Raw genomic sequence first — 19,445 nt, 5'->3', positions numbered from 1 at the left:
CGCCATCTACCAGGTCTCGCCGAGGCCGAGATGACCGAGCGCCTCGTGCCGCAACGCGCTCAAGCGCGGGTCGCCGCGATGGCGCGGGTAAGGCAGATCCACCGTCAGTTCCGCCGTGATGCGCGCCGGGCGCGGGCTGAAGATAACCACGCGCTGCGCCAGGAACAGCGCCTCCTCCACATCGTGCGTCACCAGCACGGTCGAGAAGCGCGCGCGCTGCCACAGCGTCACCAGCTCGCTCTGCATGGCCAGCCGCGTGAGTGAATCCAGCTTGCCCAGCGGCTCGTCCAGCACCAGCAATTGCGGATCGTTGACCAACGCACGCGCCAGCGCCACGCGTTGCGCCATGCCGCCCGACAGCTCATGCGGAAACGCCCGGTGAAAGCCGCCCAGGCCCACGCGTTCCAGCGCATCGTCCACGCGGTCACGCTCTGCGTTGAGCACGCCGCGCGCTTGCAGGCCCAGCGCAACGTTGTCCCACACGCGCCGCCAAGGGTAGAGCGTCGGGTCCTGGAAGACGACCACGCGCGACGGGTCCGGCGCGTTGATGGGCGCATCGTCCTGCAGGATACGGCCGCGCGTGGGCGGCTCCAGCCCCGCAATCAGGCGCAGCAGCGTGGACTTGCCGCAGCCGCTTGGCCCAAGCAGCGCAACGAATTCGCCCGGCGGTATGGTCAGGCTCACACCGTCGAGCACCTGCAGCGGATTCGCGCGGCTGCCAAACCAGTGGCTAACGCCCTGCACGTCGATGCGTGCCCCGGCTGTGGCCGCAGGTGGCGGTGCCTCGCGTTCCAGCACGGCTACCATTTCAGCGTCCCCTTCTGCCAGACCAGCGCGCGGTCACGCACCTTGAAGAGCAGCGTGATGATGCTGGAGAACAGCAGCGCCATGACAATCAGCGCGGCATACATGTTGACGTACGATGCCCAGCCTTGCGCCCAGGTCAGGTACCAGCCGAGGCCCGACTTCACGCCCATCATCTCCGCCGTCACCAGCACCGTGAACGAGGCGCCCAGCCCCATGAACAGACCCACGAACACTTGCGGCAGCGCTGCCGGAATCGCCACACGCAACACCAGGAATGCGTTGGATGCGCCCAGCGTGCGGGCAACGTCGTAGTAGCTTTTGCTCACGCCCGCCACGCCGGACCACGTGAGCACCGCCACCGGAAAGCCGGAAGCCAGGGCGATCAGGAAAGCCGCCGCCGAATAGCTCGACGGAAAGAAGTAGAACGTGATCGGCAACAGCGCCGTCGCCGGCAACGGCCCCAGAATGCGCAGCACCGGATGCACCCAGTAGCCCACTGCGCGCGACCAGCCGATCGACACGCCCACCAGAAAGCCCGTCAACGCGCCGAGCAGATAACCGATGCCGAGCAGCTTGAGCGTATTCAACACGCTGTCGCCCAGACGCGGCCAGTCTTCCGAATAGACCTCGATCAATGCCTGTGGCGGTGCAAAGAACGGCGTAGGCAATGCACCGGACTTGGCCGTCAGCACCTCCCACAACGCCAGCACCGCAGGCACGGCGATCAGCCATGGCCCGGCCGGATGCAGCGCTTCCTGCACGGGGCGCAACGGGGCCACATGGCCGCCCGCCAGCGCCACCACGAACAGCGCAATGCCAACAATCAACGCGGCAACGCCCAGCTCCGCCGTGAACGCCCAGTCGCTGAAGCCGACCACGTGGTTGGGCCAGCGCCACGTCAGCAGCCCGAAGGCGGCCCAGGCCAATGCGGCCACAGCGCCGGTGCGCCATGCCCCTCCGCGCTCGACGGCATCGGCAAATGGGTTGGAGAGCGCGGCGGGCGCCTCCAGTGTTTGCGGGATGGTGCTCATGTCGATGTGTTCCTCATGTACTCACGTGCTCACGCGCCGTGCGTCAGGCCAGCACATTCACGTACACGTGCTGCGCCAGGCGCTGCGGATCGGTGGTCTTCTTGATGACGCCGATGCGGCGGAAGTCTTCCGCGTAGAAGGCGATCTCGTCGCGCAGGTCGACGCCGGTCGGGTGATGCGTGTACGTGAGCGTGGCGTAGAGCTTGCGCAAGTCGTCCAGCGCCACCTTGGGCGAATACTTGGCAAACACCTTGGCGGCCTCATTCGGGTTTTCGTTGACGAAATCCGTGGCCTGCACAATCGAGCGCGCCAGTGCAGATGCCGTCGGGCGGTCATTGCGGACCAGTTCACCGCGAGCGCCGATCACGCAGCAGACCTTGCGCGCGTATTCACCTGAGAGGTTCGTGGCCAGTTCCACATAGGCACCGTTCGTGCGCTTCTCCAGGAGGTAGAGGTTCGGGTCGCCGTCGGCAATCGCCTGGATCTCGCCTTTGTCCACCGCCACGCCCAGCAGGTCGGCCGGGTACTGGCGCCAGGTGATGTCCTTGTCCGGGTCAATGCCGTTCTTGGCCAGCAAGATGGTGAAGAAGTGCTTGCCCGGCGCGGCAAGATCGCTCACGCCCACGGTCTTTCCCTTGAGCGCCGCCAGGTTCGTGACGCCCGCCGCCTTGGAACCGACAAGCCGCACACAGCCGCCATGCGAGCTGCCGATGATCTTCACGTCGAAGCCCGCCTCCAGCGGCTTGAGCCAGCGGTGAATCATGCCGACTGCCGCATCGGCCTTGCCGGTGGCGATGGATTCGAGCAGTTGATCGGTCGAGCCGCTGTAGTTGATCAGGTCGACGTGCAGCCCGTTCTTTTCGAAGAAGCCGCGTTCCTGCGCCACCACGATGGGCGTCAGGCAAAACGAGTTCTGGTTCCAGGCAAACGTCAGCTTGCGCTGTTGCGAGTAGGCCTTGCGGCCCAGGATCAATGCCGGTGCGGCCAGCGCCGTGGCGGCCGCTGCGTGCAATAGCTTGCGGCGCGAGATGCCCGCTGTCTCTTCGCTCATTGAATGCTCCCCGTGATGATGTGTTCGATGTGTTCGACCTGTTCTGTCAGGCGCCGGCTTAATCGAGCACGTCCGGCTCGGCAGCGACCAGGCCGGCGTACAGGCTCTCGAATGCGTGCAGCGCGCCCTCCTGCCCGCCCACCTGGCTGTGCGTGTGGCGCGCCGTGGCGGCATCGATCGGCTGCGGTGTGCCGGCGGCCTCGGCCAGCAGTTGCGTGTGGGCAGCGTTGTCCAGCGCGATGTACCACCATGCCGCGGCTTCCACCGTCGGGCCGGCCGTGAGAATGCCGTGGTTCTTCAGGATCACGCCCTTGTGCGTGGCGCCGTCGGGCTTGGTCAGCGCATGCGCGATGCGCTCGCCCTCGCTGGAATCGACCACCATGCCGGTGAAGTCGTCGAACAGCGCATGGTCTTCATAGAACGAGCATGCATCCTGCGTGAGCGGACCCAGCGGCCGGCCCAGCGTCGACCACGCCTTCCCGTAGGTCGAATGGGTGTGCGCCGCAGCCACGATGTGCGGATGCGCTTCGTGAATCGCCGCATGAATCGCAAACGCCGCCTTGTTGAGCGGCCGGTTGCCGATGACGGTCTCGCCACGCGCGTTCACGAGCAGGAGGTCCGACACCTTGATGCGCGAGAAATGCACCCCCAGCGGGTTGACCCAGAAGTGGTCCGTCAACTCCGGATCGCGTGCGGTGATGTGCCCCGCCAGCCCGAGGTCGAAGCCGTGCCGCGCAAACAGGCGGAACGCGCCTGCAAGGCGCTCCTGCCGATGGCGCCGCTCGGCCTCGAGCGTCGGCCGCGTGGCGGGTGGATCAAACCAGAACTTCTGCTGCGGCGTGCTGTTCAGCTTGAGCGTGGACGATGCCGGGCGCTCGATGGAAAGGACTGCGCTCATGCCCGTGCCTCACGCGGCCTTGCGCTGCGCATCACGCTGCGCGACCAGCTCGCGCACGCGCGGGATAAGCGTGCGGCCGTAATCCACCACGTCTTCCAGCGGATCAAAGCCGCGGATCAGGAAGGTGGTGACGCCCAGGTCGTAGTAGTCGAGCAGCGCATCGGCCACTTGCTCCGGCGTGCCGACCAACGCAGTGGAGTTGGAACGTCCGCCGGTTTCCTTGGCGATGGCCGTCCACAAACGTTTGTCGACGCGCTCGCCTTGTTCGGCAGCCGCGAGCAGGCGGCGTGCGCCCTCGCTCTGTTGCGGACCGCCTCGGCTGTAGCCCTGCTGCACACGCAGCGCGCGCGTCCGCTCAAGGATGTTCTCTGCCCGTGCCCAGGCGGCGTCTTCCGTTTCCGCCAGGATTGGGCGGAACGACACAGAAAACCGGATGCTGCGCCCGTGCTTGGCGGCTTCGGCCCGCACGCGCGTTGTCAGATCGCGCACCTGATCGAGCGATTCGCCCCACAGCGCATACACGTCGGCATGCTTGCCGGCCACCTCAACGGCCACGTCCGAAGCACCACCGAAGTAGATCGGCACATGGGGCTTCTGCGCGGGCTTCACTTCAGAGAAACCTTGCTCGAAGCGATAGAACGTGCCCTCGTGGTCGAACGGCTTCGACTCTGTCCAGATGCGCCGCAGGATGCCCAGGTATTCGTCCGTGCGTGCATACCGCTGGTCGTGGTCGAGGTAATCGCCATCGCGACGCTGCTCGCTGTCGGAGCCGCCCGAGATGAAGTGCACGCCCAGGCGGCCACCGGTGAACTGATCCAGCGTGGCGATCTGGCGCGCGGCCAGCGTCGGATTGGTAAATCCGGGCCGGTGCGCAAGCATGAAGTGGATGCGCTCCGTCAACGCGGCTGCATACGAAATCGTGAGCGTGGCCGACGGCCCCGTTGAATGGTGCGGCACGAGGATGCGATCAAAGCCGGCCTGCTCGTGCGCCTGTGCAAAGGCACGTACGTAATCGCGGTCGATCACGGGCCCATTCGGATCGGGCGGGTGAATTTCCGACTGCTTCTGGCTTTGGATCATGCCGATGAAATCGACGCTCATGCTGGCTCCATTCCGCATATCGTTAGAAGACTTGCGAGGCAATGTGCCCCGCCATGAATGCGAATGAAGTTACGTCACCACCAGCATTGCACTAACGAATAATTTCAACGCTGCATATACGGCATAGGTCGTTCGCGGCGCGTGGCAACCCGGATACGCTGTGCGCCAATGTCACCTGCTTCGCACATTGCATCGCCATGTCGCCCGCTCCCTTGCATCGCCTGCCAACGCCGCCCGACCGGCTTGCCGAAGTGCTGGCCACCATTGCTCCCCAGCTGGCCGCGTCGGCCGCAGAGCATGATCTGCAGGGCAGCTTCCCCCACGACAACTTTGCGCTGCTGCACGCCTCGGGCCTGATTGCACAGGTCATCCCGCAAACGCATGGCGGTGGCGGCGCCGGCCTGCAGACGGCACGGCGGATCATTGCGTCCATCGCGCATGCCGATGCAGCCACCGCGTTGGTGCTGACCATGACGTACCTTCAGCACCGCGCCATCGCGCGTGCCGATACACGCTGGCCGGCGCATGTCAGGCAACAGGTATTTGCCACCGCCCTGAATGAAGGCGCCCTCATCAACGCGCTGCGCGTGGAGCCCGACCTGGGCACGCCCGCACGCGGTGGCTTGCCCGCCACCGTGGCGACGCGCGTGGGCAACAACTGGCGCATCCGGGGCCGCAAGCTCTACAGCACCGGCAGCCCTGCCCTGCGCTGGCTTGCCGTGTGGGGCCGCACCGATGAAGCCGAGCCGCGCGTGGGGATCTTTCTCGTGCCGCGGCCGTTGCCGGAAACACCGGGCATCCGCATTGAAGAAACCTGGAACCACCTCGGCCTGCGTGCCTCGGGCAGCCACGACGTCATCCTCGAAGATGTGGAGATTCCGCTCGACCACGCAGTCGACATCCGCCCTGCTGCCGAATGGCCGGTACACGGCGCAGCACAAGCCGACACCAGCGCGCAGCTCGACCAGCAAGCCTGGATGAACGTGCTGCTCGGCAGCCTGTACGACGCCGTGGCCCAGGCCGCGCGCGACTGGCTTGTCGCGTTCCTGAACACGCGTGCGCCGGCCAACCTGGGCGGGCCGCTGGCCACGCTGCCGCGCATGCAGGAAGCCGCGGGCGAGATCGCCGCCGCGCTGCGCACCAACCGCGTCCTGCTCGATCACGCAGCTGAGGCCGCAGATGCCGGCTCGCCGCTTTCCATGACCGACAGCGGGCTGCTCAAGTACACCGTCACCACCAACGCGATCCGCGCCGTGGAGCTGGCGCTGCAGCTGTCCGGCAACCACGGGCTGTCGCGCCACAACCCGCTCGAGCGCCACTATCGCGATGTGCTGTGCAGCCGCATCCACACGCCGCAGAACGATTCCATCCTGCTGGCAGCCGGCCGCACTGCGCTCGGGGTTTAGCTGGACGTCGCCCATCAAGTCCAGCAAGATGCACCGAAACCCCACATCAGGAACCCGCCGATGAGCACGCCCGCCCTCGCTGCCGCTTCCGCTGCTGTTTCCTCTGCGGCACCCGCAATCCAGTCCATCGCACCGCTGCGTGATTTCGTGACTGCGCTGTCGCGCCTGCTGGATCAGCAGCCGACCGAAGCCGAGATCCTCTCGCGCGCCGGAGCCCTGCTCGGCGCGCTTGTCGCCCGCGACGACTGGTTGCCCGCTGAATACGCGCAGCCGCACCCCGAGCACTTCCAGCAGTTCCTGCTGCATGCCGATTCGGGCGAGCGCTTTTCCATCGTCAGCTTTGTCTGGGGCCCCGGCCAGCGCACCCCGATCCACGACCACACCACGTGGGGCCTGATCGGCATGCTGCGCGGCGCTGAATACTCGCAGCCGTTCAAGCTCGACGCGCAAGGCAAACCGCAACCCGACGGCCCGGCCATCCGCCTGGAGCCGGGCGCTGTGGAACACGTCTCGCCGCGGGTGGGCGATATCCACCGCGTGCACAACGCCTTTGACGATCGCACGTCGATCAGCATCCACGTCTATGGCGGCAACATCGGCGGCATCCACCGCTCCGTCTATACGGAAGACGGCGAGCGCAAGCCTTTCGTCTCCGGCTATTCGAATACCCATCTGCCCAATCTCTGGGACCGTTCCAAGGACACGCCTGCATCATGAGCACCACCATCGACGCCATCGAATCGCCGGTCGCTGCACCGCTGGCCGAAACCCACGTGCCGACACTGGCGTATGCCGACGTGCGCGCCGCCCTGCTGGCCCGCAAGGAGATCGCGCTGGTCGACGTCCGCGAGGAAGACCCGTATGCCCAGGCGCATCCGCTGTGGGCAGCCAACCTGCCGCTCTCCCGGCTGGAGCTGGAAGCGTGGTCGCGCATTCCGCGCCGCGATACGTTGATCGTGCTGTACGGCGTGCACGATGGCGTGGACCTCGCCCCGCGCGCGGCGGCCAAGCTGGCTGAACTCGGCTATACGCGCGTGTACCTGCTCGAAGGCGGCCTCGATGGCTGGCGCGCAGCCGGCGGCGAAGTGTTCCAGGACGTGAACGTGCCGAGCAAATCCTTTGGCGAATACGTGGAGGCGCATCGCCACACGCCGTCGCTCAGCGCGCAGGAGGTCAAGGCGCTGCTTGATGCCAAGCGCGACGTGGTGATCGTCGATTCGCGCCGCTATGAAGAGTTTCAGACCATGAGCATCCCCACGGCGACGAGCGTGCCGGGCGCCGAGCTGGTGCTGCGCATCCGCGAGCTGGCGCCGGACCCGAGCACGCAGGTCATCGTCAATTGCGCAGGCCGCACGCGCAGCATCATCGGCACGCAATCGCTCGTGAATGCCGGCATCCCCAACCCGGTGGCGGCACTGCGCAATGGCACCATCGGCTGGCTGCTGGCCGATCAGGTGCTGGACCATGGCGCCAGCCGCCGTCACCCGCAGGACGTGTCTGCCGAAACGCGCGCGCAGGCCCAGGCGGATGCACGCGCCGTGGCCGAACGCGCCAACGTGCCGCGCATTGCGCTGGCTGACGTTGCCAAATTGGAGGCGCCGGACCGCACGCTCTACAAGCTCGACGTACGCACGCCCGAGGAATATGCCGCCGGCCATCTGCCCGGCTTTGCCAGCGCGCCTGGCGGCCAGCTCGTGCAGGAAACGGACCACACCGCCGCCGTGCGCGGCGCCCGCATCGTCTTGGCCGATGACGACGGCGTGCGCGCCGACATGTCCGCCTCGTGGCTCGCACAAATGGGCTGGGAGGTCTACGTCGTCGATCCGGTCGACGCCAGCGAGCGCAGCGTCACCGGCACGTGGCAGACACCCGCCCCACAGCCTCCGGCCGTGCGCACGGTCGACGCCCGCGCCCTGGCCGGCTGGCTGGAAGCGGGCGACACCGCCGTCATCGACGTCACGCGCAGCGCCAACTACGTTGCGCGCCATATTCCGGGTGCATGGTTTGCCGTGCGCTCCGACTTGCCCGCAGCGCTGGCGCGCATCCCAGCAGCCCGCCGCTACGTGCTCACGTGCGGCTCCAGCCAGCTCGCCCGCTTTGCCGCCGCCGACCTTGCCAAGCTGACGCAGGCCGAGGTGTGGGTGCTCGACGGAGGCACCGCAGCATGGGTGGCCGCCGGCCTGCCCGTTGAAGCCGGCGAGACTCGCCTGGCCTCGGACCGCATCGACCGCTACCGCCGCCCGTATGAAGGCACGAGCGCGCCGCGCACCGCCATGCAGGCTTATCTCGACTGGGAGTTCGGTCTGGTGGAGCAGCTGCGGCGCGACGGAACGCACGGGTTCCGGGTCATCTGAAGGGCCGCCAAGGTTCGGAACGTCACGCTTGGCGTTCTGAACCCGACACTTGGGGTTCCAACACGCCACGCTCGAGGTTCCGGACGCCGCGCTTGAGGCTCCGAACTCCAACGTTGGCGTTCGGAACGTGACCGGTGGCGTTCAGAACCTCGATATCTCGTAGTCCGAACGCCAACATTGAGGTTCGGAACCCCATGCATGGGGTTCCAAACCCCGCACGCGAGGTTCGCCACCCCGACCGTGAGGTCTGGAACCCCATGATTGGCGTCTCAAACTCCACATACGCCTCCACTCACTTGCTTGCTAACGCCGCTCACAACGAGCGATAACAAAACTCGTTTTGCGCATAAGCCGGCGTTGAGTAGCATCGGGACTTCCTCGCAGAGGTTCCGTCATGTCCCCCTTCATCGCCCTGTGCCTGCTCATCACCTACGTGGTGTGGGGCACAACGTATCTCGCCATCCGCTTTGCGCTGACCGATCTGCCGCCCTTCCTGATGATGGGCTCGCGTTTTCTGGCTGCGGCGGTGCTGCTCGCCCCGCTCGTCATCCTGCGACAGCGCAAGCAGCCCGAAGAGCGGCCGAGTGCGCGACAAGTCAGCAACTGCGCATTGATCGGCGCCTTCATGCTGGTGGGCGGCATGGGCATGACGGCGGTGGCCGAGCAGACCATCTCGTCGGGTGCGACCACGGTGATGATCGCGTCGATGCCGCTGTTCTCCACGCTCTGGACGCTGCTGGCCGGCGGCCGCCTGCGGGCCTATGAGATTGGCGCCATCGCGCTGGGCAGCATCGGGATTGCGGTGCTGTTTCGTGGCGCGGAGTTCCAGGCCAGCACGGTCGGCGTGCTCGCGCTGACCACCGCCATCGCGTCATGGTCGTTCGGCTCGCAGCTCTCCAAGCGCATCGACATGCCCAAGGGCATGACGGCGTTCGTATTGGAGATGGCCTTTGGCGGCGTGGCACTCGTCGTGCTCAGCCTGCTCACCGGCGAAACGTGGCCCAGCCACATCGGCATGCATGCTGCGCTTGCGTGGGGCTACCTTGTGGTGTTCGGCTCGGCCATCGCCTTCACGGCCTACATGGCGCTGGTGGAACGCGTGTCCACCGTCATGGCAACAAGCTACGTGTATGTGAACCCGCCCATCGCCCTGCTGATGGGCGCATGGCTGGCGGATGAAGTCGTCGCGCCGCAGACGCTGGGCGCCACGGGCATCATCCTCGCGGCCGTGGTGGTGCTGACGGCCGGGGCAACGCGCGCGGCGCGGCGGGCGGCTGCTTGAAGGCCTGCATGACGGTTTAGCCCGCCAACGACGACGGCAACGACGCGCTCGGCGCCGCTTCGCCGTCGGCAAACACGGCGCTGCCGTCGTCCTCGGCGGTGTCCAGCCGGTTGAGCCACGCCAGCAACGTGTCGGCTTGCTGCGGGCGCGAGAACAGGTAGCCCTGCCCCAGGTCGCAGCCGGCGTCGCGCAGCAGCGCGAGCTGCTCGGGGTCTTCCACGCCTTCGGCCACGACCTGCATGCGCAGGCTGTGCGCCATGGCGATCACCGCACCGGCAATGGCCTCGCCGTCGCCGGGCATGCGCTGCACGAAGCTGCGGTCGATCTTGAGCTTCTGGATCGGGAAACGCTGCAGATACGCGAGCGACGAATAGCCGGTGCCGAAATCGTCGATGGACAGGCTGATGCCGGCCGCGTGCAGGGATTCGAGCAGCGCGATGTTGGCCTCGATGTCTTCCATCAGCACACTCTCGGTAATTTCGAGTTCCAACTGATGCGGCGGCAGGCCGGTTTCGCGCAGCACGTCCATGACGTTCTCGACGAGCGCCGGGTCGCGCGTCTGCCGGGCCGACAGGTTGACGGCCACCCGCAGCGTGATGCCGTCTTCGCGCATCCAGCGCACGGCCTGTTGGCACGCGGTACGCAGCACCCAGAGGCCGAGCGGCACGATCAGGCCGGTTTCTTCCGCCACGGCGATGAACTCGCCCGGGCCGATCAGCCCGATCTCCGGATGTCGCCACCGCACGAGTGCCTCCACGCCGTAGACGTTTGCTTTGGAGATCGCTGCGTCGTGTGCGCCTTCGGTGCGCAGGCGCACCTGCGGCTGGTAGGCGAGCAACAATTCGTCGCGGTCCAGCGCGCGCCGCAGGTCGGCTTCCACGCGCAGGCGGCGGCGCGCCTGCTGGTCCATCTCCGACGTAAAACTGGCGGCGGCATTCTTGCCGCGGTTCTTGGCGTGATACATGGCCGTGTCGGCGTTGCGCGTCAGCACCTGCACGTCGCGTGCGTCATGCGGATACAGGCTGACGCCCACGCTGGCCGTCACGTAGATCTGGTGCAGGTCGAGCGCAAACGGCGCCGCCAGCGCGGCAAGAATGCGCTTGGCCAATCCGTCGGCGAGCGTTGCCGCCTCCGTTTGGGCAATCTGCGCACGGCCCGACAGTTCAGCGATCACCGCAAATTCATCGCCGCCGATGCGGCACAACACGGCACGCAGGTTGGCCTGGTCGATCACGTCGTTCAGCCGCCGCGCAACCTGGCGCAGCAGGCGGTCGCCGTTGTTGTGGCCCAGCGTGTCGTTGACGACCTTGAAGTTGTCCAGATCCAGCAGAAGCAGCCCCACCGCACCCGTCTGGCCTGCGCGCTTGAGCGAGACTTGCAGGCGTTCGTTGAAGGCGTGTCGGTTCGGCAGTTCCGTCACCGAGTCGATGTGGGCGAGGTAGTCCAGATGCGCCTCCGCCTGCAGTACCGCGCGGCGCATGCGTGCGATCACCAGATACGCGAGGCCCATTGCGCCGATGCCCACCGATACGGTCAGCACCGCATAGCCGAGCAGTTGCATGTACAGCTCGCTCAGGCTTGAGCGCACCACCACATAGCCGATCACGCGGCGCTCCGACTCCACCGGCTCGACCGCCTCGAGCGTGGTGAGCGTGGAGACATGCGAGTCGCGCAGCATGGCGGCATCGGGGGCGAGCACGGGAGCCGCATCGCCGTGCTGATACAGCGCCAAGGGCTTGCGCAGGGCGGTGAAAATGCCGGCCGCGCGCAGCGACGGCGACGCCTCCAGCGCGCCCAGCGTCTCTTCCGCCGCGTGACGGTCGTTGAACAGCAGCGCGGCCACGCTGTTGGCCCCGACGATGCGCGCCTGCACGTGTACGTCGCGCACCAGCGCCGCATGCAACGCAATGAACTGGAAGACGATCAGCAGGAAGCCGGCGATGGTCAGCGCCGCACCGGCACCGGCCATGTTGGCCCGCACCACCGAGTGCCCCAGCCGCGGCCGAGAGGTCGTGATGGACTCGCTCATTGCACGCTCCTCGCCAGGCGCAACAGCTGGGAGCTGAGCTGCAGACGCGCCTGCCGTGCGGCCACGGCATCGATATCGAAGACCACGCGATCGTCATGCAGCGCCAACGCGATCATCGGGTCGGGGTTGCCGGCGGCGCGCTGGCCCTTCGGGCTGTCGGACACCGTCAGCACGGGCGTGGCCGGATCGACGCGCACACCGTTCGAGGCGCGCGCGTCGAACACCAGGACATGGCAGCCGGCAACGGTGCCATCGTTGATCTTTCGGATTTCCAGGCGGTGTCCGCGCACGGGTTTTCCTGTCAGTTTTTCCAAGGCCGCCTGCAACGGGTGCTGGGCGGTGACGCACACCACCATCGGCGCGTCGGCCTGCATGGCATCGGCCGGCCAGTTGGTGAACAGCGCAAAGTTGTAGATGAACGCCGCCTTGACCTGCACTTCGCTGGCCTGCATCTGCGCCTGCGTGGCGCCCATGCATGCCACGCCCGCCAGCACGGCGCCGAGCACCGCGCAGAACCTGCGCGGGCCTCGGCTTCGTGCGCGTCGGACGCTGCCGTGCGGGCTGTTCATCGGAAGGTGTAGGTGAATTTCAGGCGAAAGGCACGCCCATCCTGCTCGATGGACGACTGCGGTTGCTCCGGCCCGGCCGGATCGGCGTAGCGTCGATCGAACAGGTTGTAGACGCTGGCCGACATCTCCAGATTGGGTGCCAGCCGCGCCGCCAGCAAGGTCAGGTTGGCGATCCAGTAACCGCCGACCTGCCCCGTGGTCGTCAGCCGATTGCTGATGTACCGCGCCTCGACCCCGGCGCGCCAGTCGTCGCGCCACACGGGCATGGTGGCGTTGAGCTTGAGCATGTGGCGCGGCGAATTGGCCAGCGTCTGACCGGTGTCCATGTCTTCGGAACGCTGGAAGCTGTAGCTCGTGCGCAGGCGCGTGCCGCCCGGCCAGGTCTGCTCGTAGCCGAGTTCTGCGCCCCGTGTGCGCACGCGCGCCACGTTGCTGAAAAAGAGCAGCCCCGTGTTCGGATCTTCACTCTGGCTGATCAGGTTGGAAACGTTGCTCTGAAACACCGACAACGTGGCCTTGCCGCCCGCGGCGACCTGCTGTTCGACCACCGTTTCATACGTCCGGATGCGTTCGGCCGACAGGCCGTGTGTGATCTGCTGGCCGCCGGGTGCACTGGTCTGATAGTTCAGTTCGTAATCGTTCGGCGCGCGATAGGCCATGCCGTAGATCGCCTTGACGGTGGTCGTGGGAGCGGCATGCCAGATCAGGCCGACGCGCGGGCTGAAGATGCCCGGCGTGAAGCTCGTGTGGTCGTAGCGCAGGCCCGTATCCAGCAGCCAATCCGGATGGAGCATGAATTGGTCCTGCACGTACACGCCCAGGCGGTTGTTGGTGCGATGGTCGTCCAGGTAACTGACGTACGGCGCCGTATCGAAATTGCGCATTGCATCACGGTAGTCGCGCTGCAGCTCGGTGCCCATGACCAGCGTGTGGCGCTCGATACGGCGCGTCACCAGCTTCAGTTCCGTGCCGTACCACGCGGTATCGAACACATCGCGGTTGATGCCGGCCGGGGGCGGGTTATACGTGTAGTCGCCCAGCGACGTATACCGCCCCCAGAACAACCGGGCCGACACGTCGGTCGTGTCGTCCACGGCGTGCTGCCAGGTGCCGTTGAACATGTGCCGCGTATCGACGGCGCGCGAGCGCGGGTCGTTGAAGCTCTGGTCGTACGGGGCCGTCGGCACGCCTTTGGTGCGATCGACGTAGCCGAACGTCATCCCGAACTCGCCGAAACTGCCCTTGGCGAACAGGCGCTTGGCGCGGTCGAAATCCATGCCGCGGGCCACACCGTCGCTCACGCCCGGCTGGTTGAACTCGGGAAAGTAGAGGTCACGGCCGGGGGCGTCGTTTACGCTCGCCGACAGCAGCCACTCGGCGCCGTTCTCGGCCCGCTTGCCCCACGTCACGCGGGCGTCGCGCGCATTGGCGCTGCCTGTCGATGCACTGGCCTGCACGCCGTCGATGTCACGGCCGCGCTTGGTGATGATGTTGATCACGCCAAACAGCGCGTTCGATCCGTACACCGCCGAGCCCGCTCCGGGCACGTACTCGACGCGCTCGATCAGGTCGACGTTGAGGATGGCTTCGGTGCCGACGGCCGCCTGGTCGAAGATCGGGTCGTTGGTGCGATGGCCGTCGATCAGCAGCAGGAAGCGGGTGTCGTAATCGCCCGCACGCAAGAAGCCGCGCGCCCCCAGCGTGTTGTAGCTGCGATCGTAGTTGGTGTAGAGCCCCGGCAGGCTGCCGAGGATGTCGGCCAGGGTGCGCCAGCCATAGGCTTTGATGTCTGCGGCGGTGACGACCGAAACGTTGGCCGGTGCCTCATTGGCCGCCTGTGCGTACTTGGATGCGCCCGTGACGACCTGAACCTGCATGAGCTGCTCGATGGGCAACGCAGTCAGGTCGGCCACGTCCGTTTGCGCGAGCGCGCCCGTGGAAAGCAACGTGCCCGCCACAGCAAACATTTGCGCGATTCGCTGCGGCTCGGTCAGCGTGCGTGGCAACTGCCAGCGCAACGCGCATGAGCGCTTGGCACTCGGGTGTCTCCGGCAACCCGGCGCAAGCGCACGGGCAATCACAACAAGGGGCGGCATCAGCAGAACCGGCAGAACCGATCACGTCTCTGGAGGACGCTCAGCGGGAATTCGATAGTTCTGCTTTAAAACGGAGGCGCGGCGCGGTTCTTTACCCCCTCCGAGGACGGGACGACGCCCTAGCGCGGATGTGATGGCAAATTCAGCGGCGGCGCTTGCGCAAACGCTCGATGGCGGCCAGCTGCGCAACGGCTTCCGCCAGTTCGGCCTGGGCGCGGGCGTAGTCGAATTTGCTGCTGCTGTTTTGCATGTGCTCTTCTGCCGCCTTGCGAGCCTGCTCGGCTTTGGCCTCGTCCAGGTCGTGCGCGCGCACAGCGGTGTCGGCCAGCACGATGACCTGTTCGGGTTGCACGTCGACAAAGCCACCGGCCACAAACAGGATCACCTCTTCATCGTTTTCCTGCGTGACGCGCACGGTGCCGGGGCGCAAGCGCGTGAGCAGACGCTCATGGCCGGGCAGGATGCCCAGTTCACCCTCGGTGCCGGGGATCACCACGAACTTGGCGTTGCCTTCGTACAGCCGTTCTTCTGCCGTGACGACATCGACCTTCAGCACCGGCATGGTCCCTCCTCTGTTGCGCGCATAGGTCAACACGGTAGCACGATGTGCGCCCGCGCCGTCATCGCGGGCGCCGCCTTTTCGATGGCGCACAGGCCACGTCGACTTGCACGCGGCAATGGCTGCCCGCCCGCGCATCTGTCCATGGCTGACCGTAAGGTTTCACTGCATGTAGCGTCACAAACGCTGCCTAGACTGGGCCGCCTGACGATCAAAAAAGACATATCAGGGAAACACAACCATGCTGGGCGATCTATTGATGTCGTTCTTCGAGGTGGCGCGCCAGGGCAGCGTCACGTCCGCCGCCAAGCGCCTGCGTCTGTCGCAACCCACGGTGACGGGGCGCATCCGCCAACTCGAAGAGATGTACGGCGTGGAGCTGTTCCACCGCCGCGGCAGCCGGCTGGACCTGTCCGATCTGGGTGTGAGCCTCATGCCCATCGTGGAGCGCCTTGCGCAGCAGGAAGGCGACGTCGATTTTCTCCTGCGCAATGCCGGCGATCTGCGCACGGGCAACCTGCGCGTGGGCGCTACGGGCCCGTACTACATCCTGCCCAGCGTGGCGGCGTTTCGCGCGCGCCATCCGACCATCGAAATCACCATCGAATTCGGCAACTCGCAGCAGATGCTGGAGGCGCTTTCGGAGGTGCGCATCGACCTGGCGGTGTCGTCTCACGCGGTGAATGACGAACGCCTGCATCGCATCACGCTGGCTGAGGACACGATGGTGCTGGTCGTGCCGTTGGACCACGCGCTCGGTCGGCGCCCGAGCATTACGCTGGGCGACATTGCCGGCTGCCAGCTGCTGATGCGCGAGCCGGGTTCCGTCACGCGCCGCGTTACCGAAGACGCGTTCGCCGCGGCCGGTATCGAGCCCGCCAGCACGAGCATCATCGGCAGCCGCGAAGCCATTTACGAGGCGATCAGCCTGGGGCTGGGCTGCAGCATCGTGCCCGCCCGTGAAGCACCGCGCCGGCCCGACGTGCGCGTGCTGCCGTTTGCCGACCACGCGCCGATCATCCACGAATATCTGTACTTCCTGAAGGAGCGCAAGGATGCACGGCTGGTGCGGGCGTTCCTCGACTGCCTGAACCCGCAGCTTGCGCAGGCACCCAGTAAAAAGGCCGATGCGTTCATCGCCAAAGTTATGGCGATGGACACAGCCGCGACGCGCTAGGGACGTAACCTCGCGGTTTTTCAACCGCCCCTGCCCGCCTGCTGTATGCAATCGCTTGCCCTGTTCGACCTCGACCACACCCTGCTGCCCATTGACAGCGAATACGAATGGGGCCGCTTTCTGGTCGCCCAGGGCGCGGTGGATCGAAGCGTCTTCGAGCAGGCCAACGAACGGTGGATGCGGGAATACCGCGACGGCACGCTGGACTTTGCGCGACATGCGCGCTTCTCGCTCGGCCTGCTGGCCCAGCACCCGCGCACCCGGCTCGACGCCTGGCGTGCCACGTTCTTGCGCGACATCATCACGCCGGCCATGCTGCCGAGCGCGCGGCAACTGGTCGACACACACCTGCGCGCCGGCGACCTGTGCTGCATCGTCACCGCCACGCACCGCTACCTGACCGAGCCGATCGCGGCGGCATTCAACGTGCCGCACCTGCTGGCGGTGGAGGGCGAGACCGTCAACGGCCACAGCGATGGCGCCTTCACGGGCAATCCGCTCGGCACGGCCACGTTCGGCGCGGGCAAGATCGTGCGCGTGACGGAGTGGCTCGCACAGCGCGGCCAGCGCATGACGGACTTCTCGCGCACCGTGTTCTACAGCGATTCACGCAACGATCTGCCGTTGCTCGAGGCGGTTTCACACCCGGTGGCCGTGAGCCCCGACAGCACCTTGCGTGCCGTGGCCGAATCGCGCGGCTGGCCGATCGTCGAACTCTTTGCTGCCTAAAAACAAAAAACGCCCGCGCGGCGTGAACCGTGCGGGCGTCTTGCCGCTGAACGACGCTCCGTCAGGCAGCCATTGTTGCGGGCGTGCTTGCCGGCGGCGTCCACTGCGGCAGCGCGGTGCCGTCGACCAGCGCATCCACATGCCGATGCGCCAGCGCCGGTCCGACGCTCATGCCAATGCCGCTGTGCATTAGCGCGACCGTGGTGCGGTCGTCGACGCGGGTGATGGAGAATGCGCCACTGCCCGGCACATGGCACTTGGCGCCGTACACGCCCTGCCAACGCTCCACTACGCGCAGCTTGCTGCCGAAGGTGTCGCGGGCGAGATCCAGCATGAGGTTGTCGACCGACTCGGCATTGAACGGGCGGGCGTCCTGGCCGTAGTCGTGCGAATCGCCAACGATCCAGTCGCCGTACGGCGTCGGGCTCACCAGCAGGTGGATGCCGTGACGCGCCAGCTCGGGGCGCTGATGCTCGATCTGCATGGCCAAGGCCCGAGCGGTCGGCAAGTCCGCAAATGCACCGTAGTGTGTGCATGACAGGCCGGTCAGCACGGCATGTTCCAGGCGGAAGCCATCTTCGGGCGTGACACGCAGCATCTGTAAGCGGCACACCTGCGGTTGCAGAACCCGAAGGTGGTCAGCGCACAGCGTCTGGTAATCGTGACCGCTGCAGACGACGACGCGCTGGGCGTTGCACACGCCGGCCGTTGTCTCCAGCCGGCCGCCTTCCACATGGCGCACGAGCGTACCGAAATGGAAGCGCACGCCTTGCGTGGCAAGCCACGACGCCAACGCCGGAATGGCTTCGCGCGAATAGAGCTGCAGATCGTCGAAGCCCTGAAGCGCCGCGCGGTGGCGCAGGAAGCGGCCATCGTAGAGGTTCGCCAGGTCGGCGCTGCGCAGCAGCTTGACGTTGTAGCCAAAGGCCGGTGCACGCGTCGCCATGAATTCGTCGAGCACGGCTTCTTCAGCGGCATTGCGGGCAAATAGCAAGGCACCGTTCGCGCGCGCAAAGATGCCAGCCTTGTCGGCCCAGTCGAGATAGAGGGCGCGGCTTTCGCGCGCAAGATCCAGCATGATGCCGGGCGGCTGGCCGGTCACCAGCATCTGCCCGAAATTGCGGATGGATGCACCGACTGCGATGTCGCTGCGCTCGAACACCGCCACGCGCAGCCCGCGTTTGACGGCCGCGGCTGCGTGCGCCAAGCCCAGAATGCCAGCCCCGACGATCGCGACGTCGGTGCTGGCATCCAGGCTCCCTTGAGATACGGGAGCTTGCATCGCTTACTTCTTCTCCGACTTGCCGTCGTAACGCTTTGTCCACTCGGCGAGGATGCGGTCACGGTTGGCGCTGGCCCATGCAAAGTCATTCTTGATCAAGCGCTTTTCGTAGTCGGCCGGCAGCAGCGGATCCGGCTTGGAGAAGCCGGGCGTGGCGACCACGGCAAAGTTCTTCTCGTACAGCGCCATCGCGGCGGGGCTTGCGGAGAAGTCAGCCAGCTTTTTCGCCGCTTCCAGGTTCTTGGTGCCCTTCATGATGCCGGTCGCTTCCACGTCCCAGCCCAGTCCTTCCGACGGCAGCACGATATCGATCGGGGCGCCTTCCTTCTTCGACTTCACGGCGCGGTATTCGAACGCGATACCGATCGGGAATTCACCCGACGCCGCCATCTTGCAAGGCTTGGAGCCGGAGTGCGTGTACTGGCCGATGTTCTGGTGCAGCGCGTCCATGTAGGCCCAGCCCTTCTGCTCGCCCATCGTCTGCAGCCAGGCGCTCACGTCGAGGTAGCCGGTGCCCGACGACGCCGGGTTCGGCATGACGATCTTGCCGGCATAGACGGGCTTGGTCAGGTCGGCCCACGACGTCGGCTTCGGCAGGTTCTGCTTCTGCGCTTCGACGGTGTTGAAGCAGATGGCGGCGCCCCAGGCGTCCATGCCGACCCATGCCGGCGGGTTGGCCTTGTCGCGGTACGTTGCACCGATCTTCGCCAGATCGGCCGGTGCGTACGGCGTCAGCATGCCTTCCTTGTCCAGGATGGCCAGGCTCGATGCAGCCAGACCCCACACCACGTCGGCGCGCGGGTTGTTCTTCTCGGCCAGCAGCTTGGCGGTGACGACGCCGGTGGAGTCACGCACCCATTTGATTTCGATGTCCGGATTGGCCTTCTCGAAGGCATCCTGATACGCCTTCACTTGGTCGGCTTCCAGCGCCGTGTACACGGTCAGCGTGGTCTTGGCGAACGCCGACGTGGCAAACGCCATCGTTGCCGACGTGATTGCAGCGGCCAGCAGGGAAAGACGTGCGGTCATGGTTTCCTCGGTATGGTGTGATGCAGCGGAAAAGACAACAGACAG

The 19,445-nt window shown here is 66.2% G+C and carries 17 protein-coding genes; 6 read left to right on the top strand and 11 right to left on the bottom strand.

What is annotated here, in order from left to right; all coding sequences use genetic code 11:
* Positions 1 to 6: 6 nt before the first annotated feature.
* Genes ABIC76_RS00340 through ABIC76_RS00320 form a run of 5 tightly spaced genes read right to left on the bottom strand, consistent with a single transcriptional unit; the run spans position 7 to position 4,888 of the window.
* Positions 7 to 807, bottom strand: a complete 801-nt coding sequence (locus ABIC76_RS00340; RefSeq protein ID WP_102067703.1) for an ABC transporter ATP-binding protein — start codon at positions 805 to 807, stop codon at positions 7 to 9.
* On the bottom strand, positions 801 to 1,838 hold the full coding sequence (locus tag ABIC76_RS00335; RefSeq protein ID WP_102067704.1) for an ABC transporter permease: 1,038 nt from the start codon (positions 1,836 to 1,838) through the stop codon (positions 801 to 803). Before ABIC76_RS00335 ends, ABIC76_RS00340 begins: the two co-directional genes overlap by 7 nt.
* A 43-nt stretch (positions 1,839 to 1,881) precedes the next feature.
* On the bottom strand, positions 1,882 to 2,889 hold the full coding sequence (locus tag ABIC76_RS00330; RefSeq protein ID WP_102067705.1) for an ABC transporter substrate-binding protein: 1,008 nt from the start codon (positions 2,887 to 2,889) through the stop codon (positions 1,882 to 1,884).
* 58 nt (positions 2,890 to 2,947) lie between these two features.
* On the bottom strand, positions 2,948 to 3,787 hold the full coding sequence (locus ABIC76_RS00325; protein WP_102067706.1) for a class II aldolase/adducin family protein: 840 nt from the start codon (positions 3,785 to 3,787) through the stop codon (positions 2,948 to 2,950).
* Positions 3,788 to 3,796: 9 nt separating this feature from the next.
* Complete coding sequence (locus ABIC76_RS00320) at positions 3,797 to 4,888, bottom strand: LLM class flavin-dependent oxidoreductase (protein ID WP_102067707.1); 1,092 nt, start codon at positions 4,886 to 4,888, stop codon at positions 3,797 to 3,799.
* A gap of 197 nt (positions 4,889 to 5,085) precedes the next feature.
* Here ABIC76_RS00320 and ABIC76_RS00315 point away from each other — a divergent pair, with 197 nt between their 5' ends.
* From ABIC76_RS00315 to ABIC76_RS00300, 4 genes are all read left to right on the top strand, one after another.
* Positions 5,086 to 6,294, top strand: coding sequence for an acyl-CoA dehydrogenase family protein (locus ABIC76_RS00315; protein ID WP_354532570.1), 1,209 nt, complete (start codon positions 5,086 to 5,088; stop codon positions 6,292 to 6,294).
* Positions 6,295 to 6,354: 60 nt separating this feature from the next.
* Positions 6,355 to 7,011, top strand: coding sequence for a cysteine dioxygenase family protein (locus tag ABIC76_RS00310; RefSeq protein WP_102067709.1), 657 nt, complete (start codon positions 6,355 to 6,357; stop codon positions 7,009 to 7,011).
* On the top strand, positions 7,008 to 8,648 hold the full coding sequence (locus tag ABIC76_RS00305; protein ID WP_354532569.1) for a rhodanese-related sulfurtransferase: 1,641 nt from the start codon (positions 7,008 to 7,010) through the stop codon (positions 8,646 to 8,648). The genes ABIC76_RS00310 and ABIC76_RS00305 overlap by 4 nt, the downstream gene beginning before the upstream one ends.
* A 394-nt stretch (positions 8,649 to 9,042) precedes the next feature.
* Entirely contained in the window at positions 9,043 to 9,930 is an 888-nt protein-coding gene (locus ABIC76_RS00300) for an EamA family transporter (protein WP_354532568.1), read from the top strand.
* 16 nt (positions 9,931 to 9,946) lie between these two features.
* On the opposite strand, the gene ABIC76_RS00295 is transcribed toward ABIC76_RS00300, so the two are convergent.
* The 4 genes from ABIC76_RS00295 to ABIC76_RS00280 all read right to left on the bottom strand — a co-directional run bounded on the left by ABIC76_RS00295 (position 9,947) and on the right by ABIC76_RS00280 (position 15,186).
* Positions 9,947 to 11,959, bottom strand: a complete 2,013-nt coding sequence (locus tag ABIC76_RS00295) for a putative bifunctional diguanylate cyclase/phosphodiesterase (RefSeq protein WP_354532567.1) — start codon at positions 11,957 to 11,959, stop codon at positions 9,947 to 9,949.
* A complete protein-coding gene (locus ABIC76_RS00290; protein ID WP_354532566.1) occupies positions 11,956 to 12,528 on the bottom strand; it encodes a YfiR family protein in 573 nt (190 codons plus the stop codon). Before ABIC76_RS00290 ends, ABIC76_RS00295 begins: the two co-directional genes overlap by 4 nt.
* Complete coding sequence (locus ABIC76_RS00285) at positions 12,525 to 14,495, bottom strand: TonB-dependent receptor plug domain-containing protein (protein ID WP_354533518.1); 1,971 nt, start codon at positions 14,493 to 14,495, stop codon at positions 12,525 to 12,527. The genes ABIC76_RS00290 and ABIC76_RS00285 overlap by 4 nt, the downstream gene beginning before the upstream one ends.
* 271 nt (positions 14,496 to 14,766) lie before the next feature.
* Entirely contained in the window at positions 14,767 to 15,186 is a 420-nt protein-coding gene (locus tag ABIC76_RS00280) for a F0F1 ATP synthase subunit epsilon (protein WP_027678890.1), read from the bottom strand.
* 238 nt (positions 15,187 to 15,424) lie between these two features.
* Between ABIC76_RS00280 and ABIC76_RS00275 the strand changes: the two genes are divergently transcribed.
* Both ABIC76_RS00275 and ABIC76_RS00270 read left to right on the top strand, forming a co-directional pair.
* A complete protein-coding gene (locus ABIC76_RS00275) occupies positions 15,425 to 16,360 on the top strand; it encodes a LysR substrate-binding domain-containing protein (RefSeq protein WP_354532565.1) in 936 nt (311 codons plus the stop codon).
* 45 nt (positions 16,361 to 16,405) lie between these two features.
* Positions 16,406 to 17,089 (top strand): HAD family hydrolase, encoded by a 684-nt coding sequence (locus ABIC76_RS00270; protein WP_354532564.1) that lies wholly within the window; start codon positions 16,406 to 16,408, stop codon positions 17,087 to 17,089.
* A 61-nt stretch (positions 17,090 to 17,150) separates the two neighbouring features.
* Here the strand turns inward: ABIC76_RS00270 and ABIC76_RS00265 are convergent, their stop codons facing one another.
* Both ABIC76_RS00265 and ABIC76_RS00260 read right to left on the bottom strand, forming a co-directional pair.
* Positions 17,151 to 18,371, bottom strand: coding sequence for a TIGR03364 family FAD-dependent oxidoreductase (locus ABIC76_RS00265; RefSeq protein ID WP_354532563.1), 1,221 nt, complete (start codon positions 18,369 to 18,371; stop codon positions 17,151 to 17,153).
* Between the two features lie 3 nt (positions 18,372 to 18,374).
* A complete protein-coding gene (locus tag ABIC76_RS00260; RefSeq protein ID WP_102067717.1) occupies positions 18,375 to 19,400 on the bottom strand; it encodes a putative 2-aminoethylphosphonate ABC transporter substrate-binding protein in 1,026 nt (341 codons plus the stop codon).
* Positions 19,401 to 19,445: the final 45 nt, after the last annotated feature.

The organism is Ralstonia sp. 1138 (assembly GCF_040544795.1).
Classification (GTDB): Bacteria; Pseudomonadota; Gammaproteobacteria; order Burkholderiales; family Burkholderiaceae; genus Ralstonia; species Ralstonia flatus.
Note: the sequence above shows the minus strand (reverse complement) of the source record. Positions and strands in the feature narration are given on the sequence as shown.

What these genes read in the sequence shown, in the direction of transcription:
- ABIC76_RS00300 (WP_354532568.1), top strand. Translation starts at nt 9,043, where the DNA reads ATGTCCCCCTTCATCGCCCTGTGCCTGCTCATCACCTACGTGGTGTGG.
- ABIC76_RS00285 (WP_354533518.1), bottom strand. Translation starts at nt 14,495, where the DNA reads ATGTTTGCTGTGGCGGGCACGTTGCTTTCCACGGGCGCGCTCGCGCAA.
- ABIC76_RS00310 (WP_102067709.1), top strand. Translation starts at nt 6,355, where the DNA reads ATGAGCACGCCCGCCCTCGCTGCCGCTTCCGCTGCTGTTTCCTCTGCG.
- ABIC76_RS00320 (WP_102067707.1), bottom strand. Translation starts at nt 4,888, where the DNA reads ATGAGCGTCGATTTCATCGGCATGATCCAAAGCCAGAAGCAGTCGGAA.
- ABIC76_RS00275 (WP_354532565.1), top strand. Translation starts at nt 15,425, where the DNA reads ATGCTGGGCGATCTATTGATGTCGTTCTTCGAGGTGGCGCGCCAGGGC.
- ABIC76_RS00325 (WP_102067706.1), bottom strand. Translation starts at nt 3,787, where the DNA reads ATGAGCGCAGTCCTTTCCATCGAGCGCCCGGCATCGTCCACGCTCAAG.
- ABIC76_RS00340 (WP_102067703.1), bottom strand. Translation starts at nt 807, where the DNA reads ATGGTAGCCGTGCTGGAACGCGAGGCACCGCCACCTGCGGCCACAGCC.
- ABIC76_RS00290 (WP_354532566.1), bottom strand. Translation starts at nt 12,528, where the DNA reads ATGAACAGCCCGCACGGCAGCGTCCGACGCGCACGAAGCCGAGGCCCG.
- ABIC76_RS00295 (WP_354532567.1), bottom strand. Translation starts at nt 11,959, where the DNA reads ATGAGCGAGTCCATCACGACCTCTCGGCCGCGGCTGGGGCACTCGGTG.
- ABIC76_RS00280 (WP_027678890.1), bottom strand. Translation starts at nt 15,186, where the DNA reads ATGCCGGTGCTGAAGGTCGATGTCGTCACGGCAGAAGAACGGCTGTAC.
- ABIC76_RS00305 (WP_354532569.1), top strand. Translation starts at nt 7,008, where the DNA reads ATGAGCACCACCATCGACGCCATCGAATCGCCGGTCGCTGCACCGCTG.
- ABIC76_RS00270 (WP_354532564.1), top strand. Translation starts at nt 16,406, where the DNA reads ATGCAATCGCTTGCCCTGTTCGACCTCGACCACACCCTGCTGCCCATT.
- ABIC76_RS00335 (WP_102067704.1), bottom strand. Translation starts at nt 1,838, where the DNA reads ATGAGCACCATCCCGCAAACACTGGAGGCGCCCGCCGCGCTCTCCAAC.
- ABIC76_RS00260 (WP_102067717.1), bottom strand. Translation starts at nt 19,400, where the DNA reads ATGACCGCACGTCTTTCCCTGCTGGCCGCTGCAATCACGTCGGCAACG.
- ABIC76_RS00330 (WP_102067705.1), bottom strand. Translation starts at nt 2,889, where the DNA reads ATGAGCGAAGAGACAGCGGGCATCTCGCGCCGCAAGCTATTGCACGCA.
- ABIC76_RS00315 (WP_354532570.1), top strand. Translation starts at nt 5,086, where the DNA reads ATGTCGCCCGCTCCCTTGCATCGCCTGCCAACGCCGCCCGACCGGCTT.
- ABIC76_RS00265 (WP_354532563.1), bottom strand. Translation starts at nt 18,371, where the DNA reads ATGCAAGCTCCCGTATCTCAAGGGAGCCTGGATGCCAGCACCGACGTC.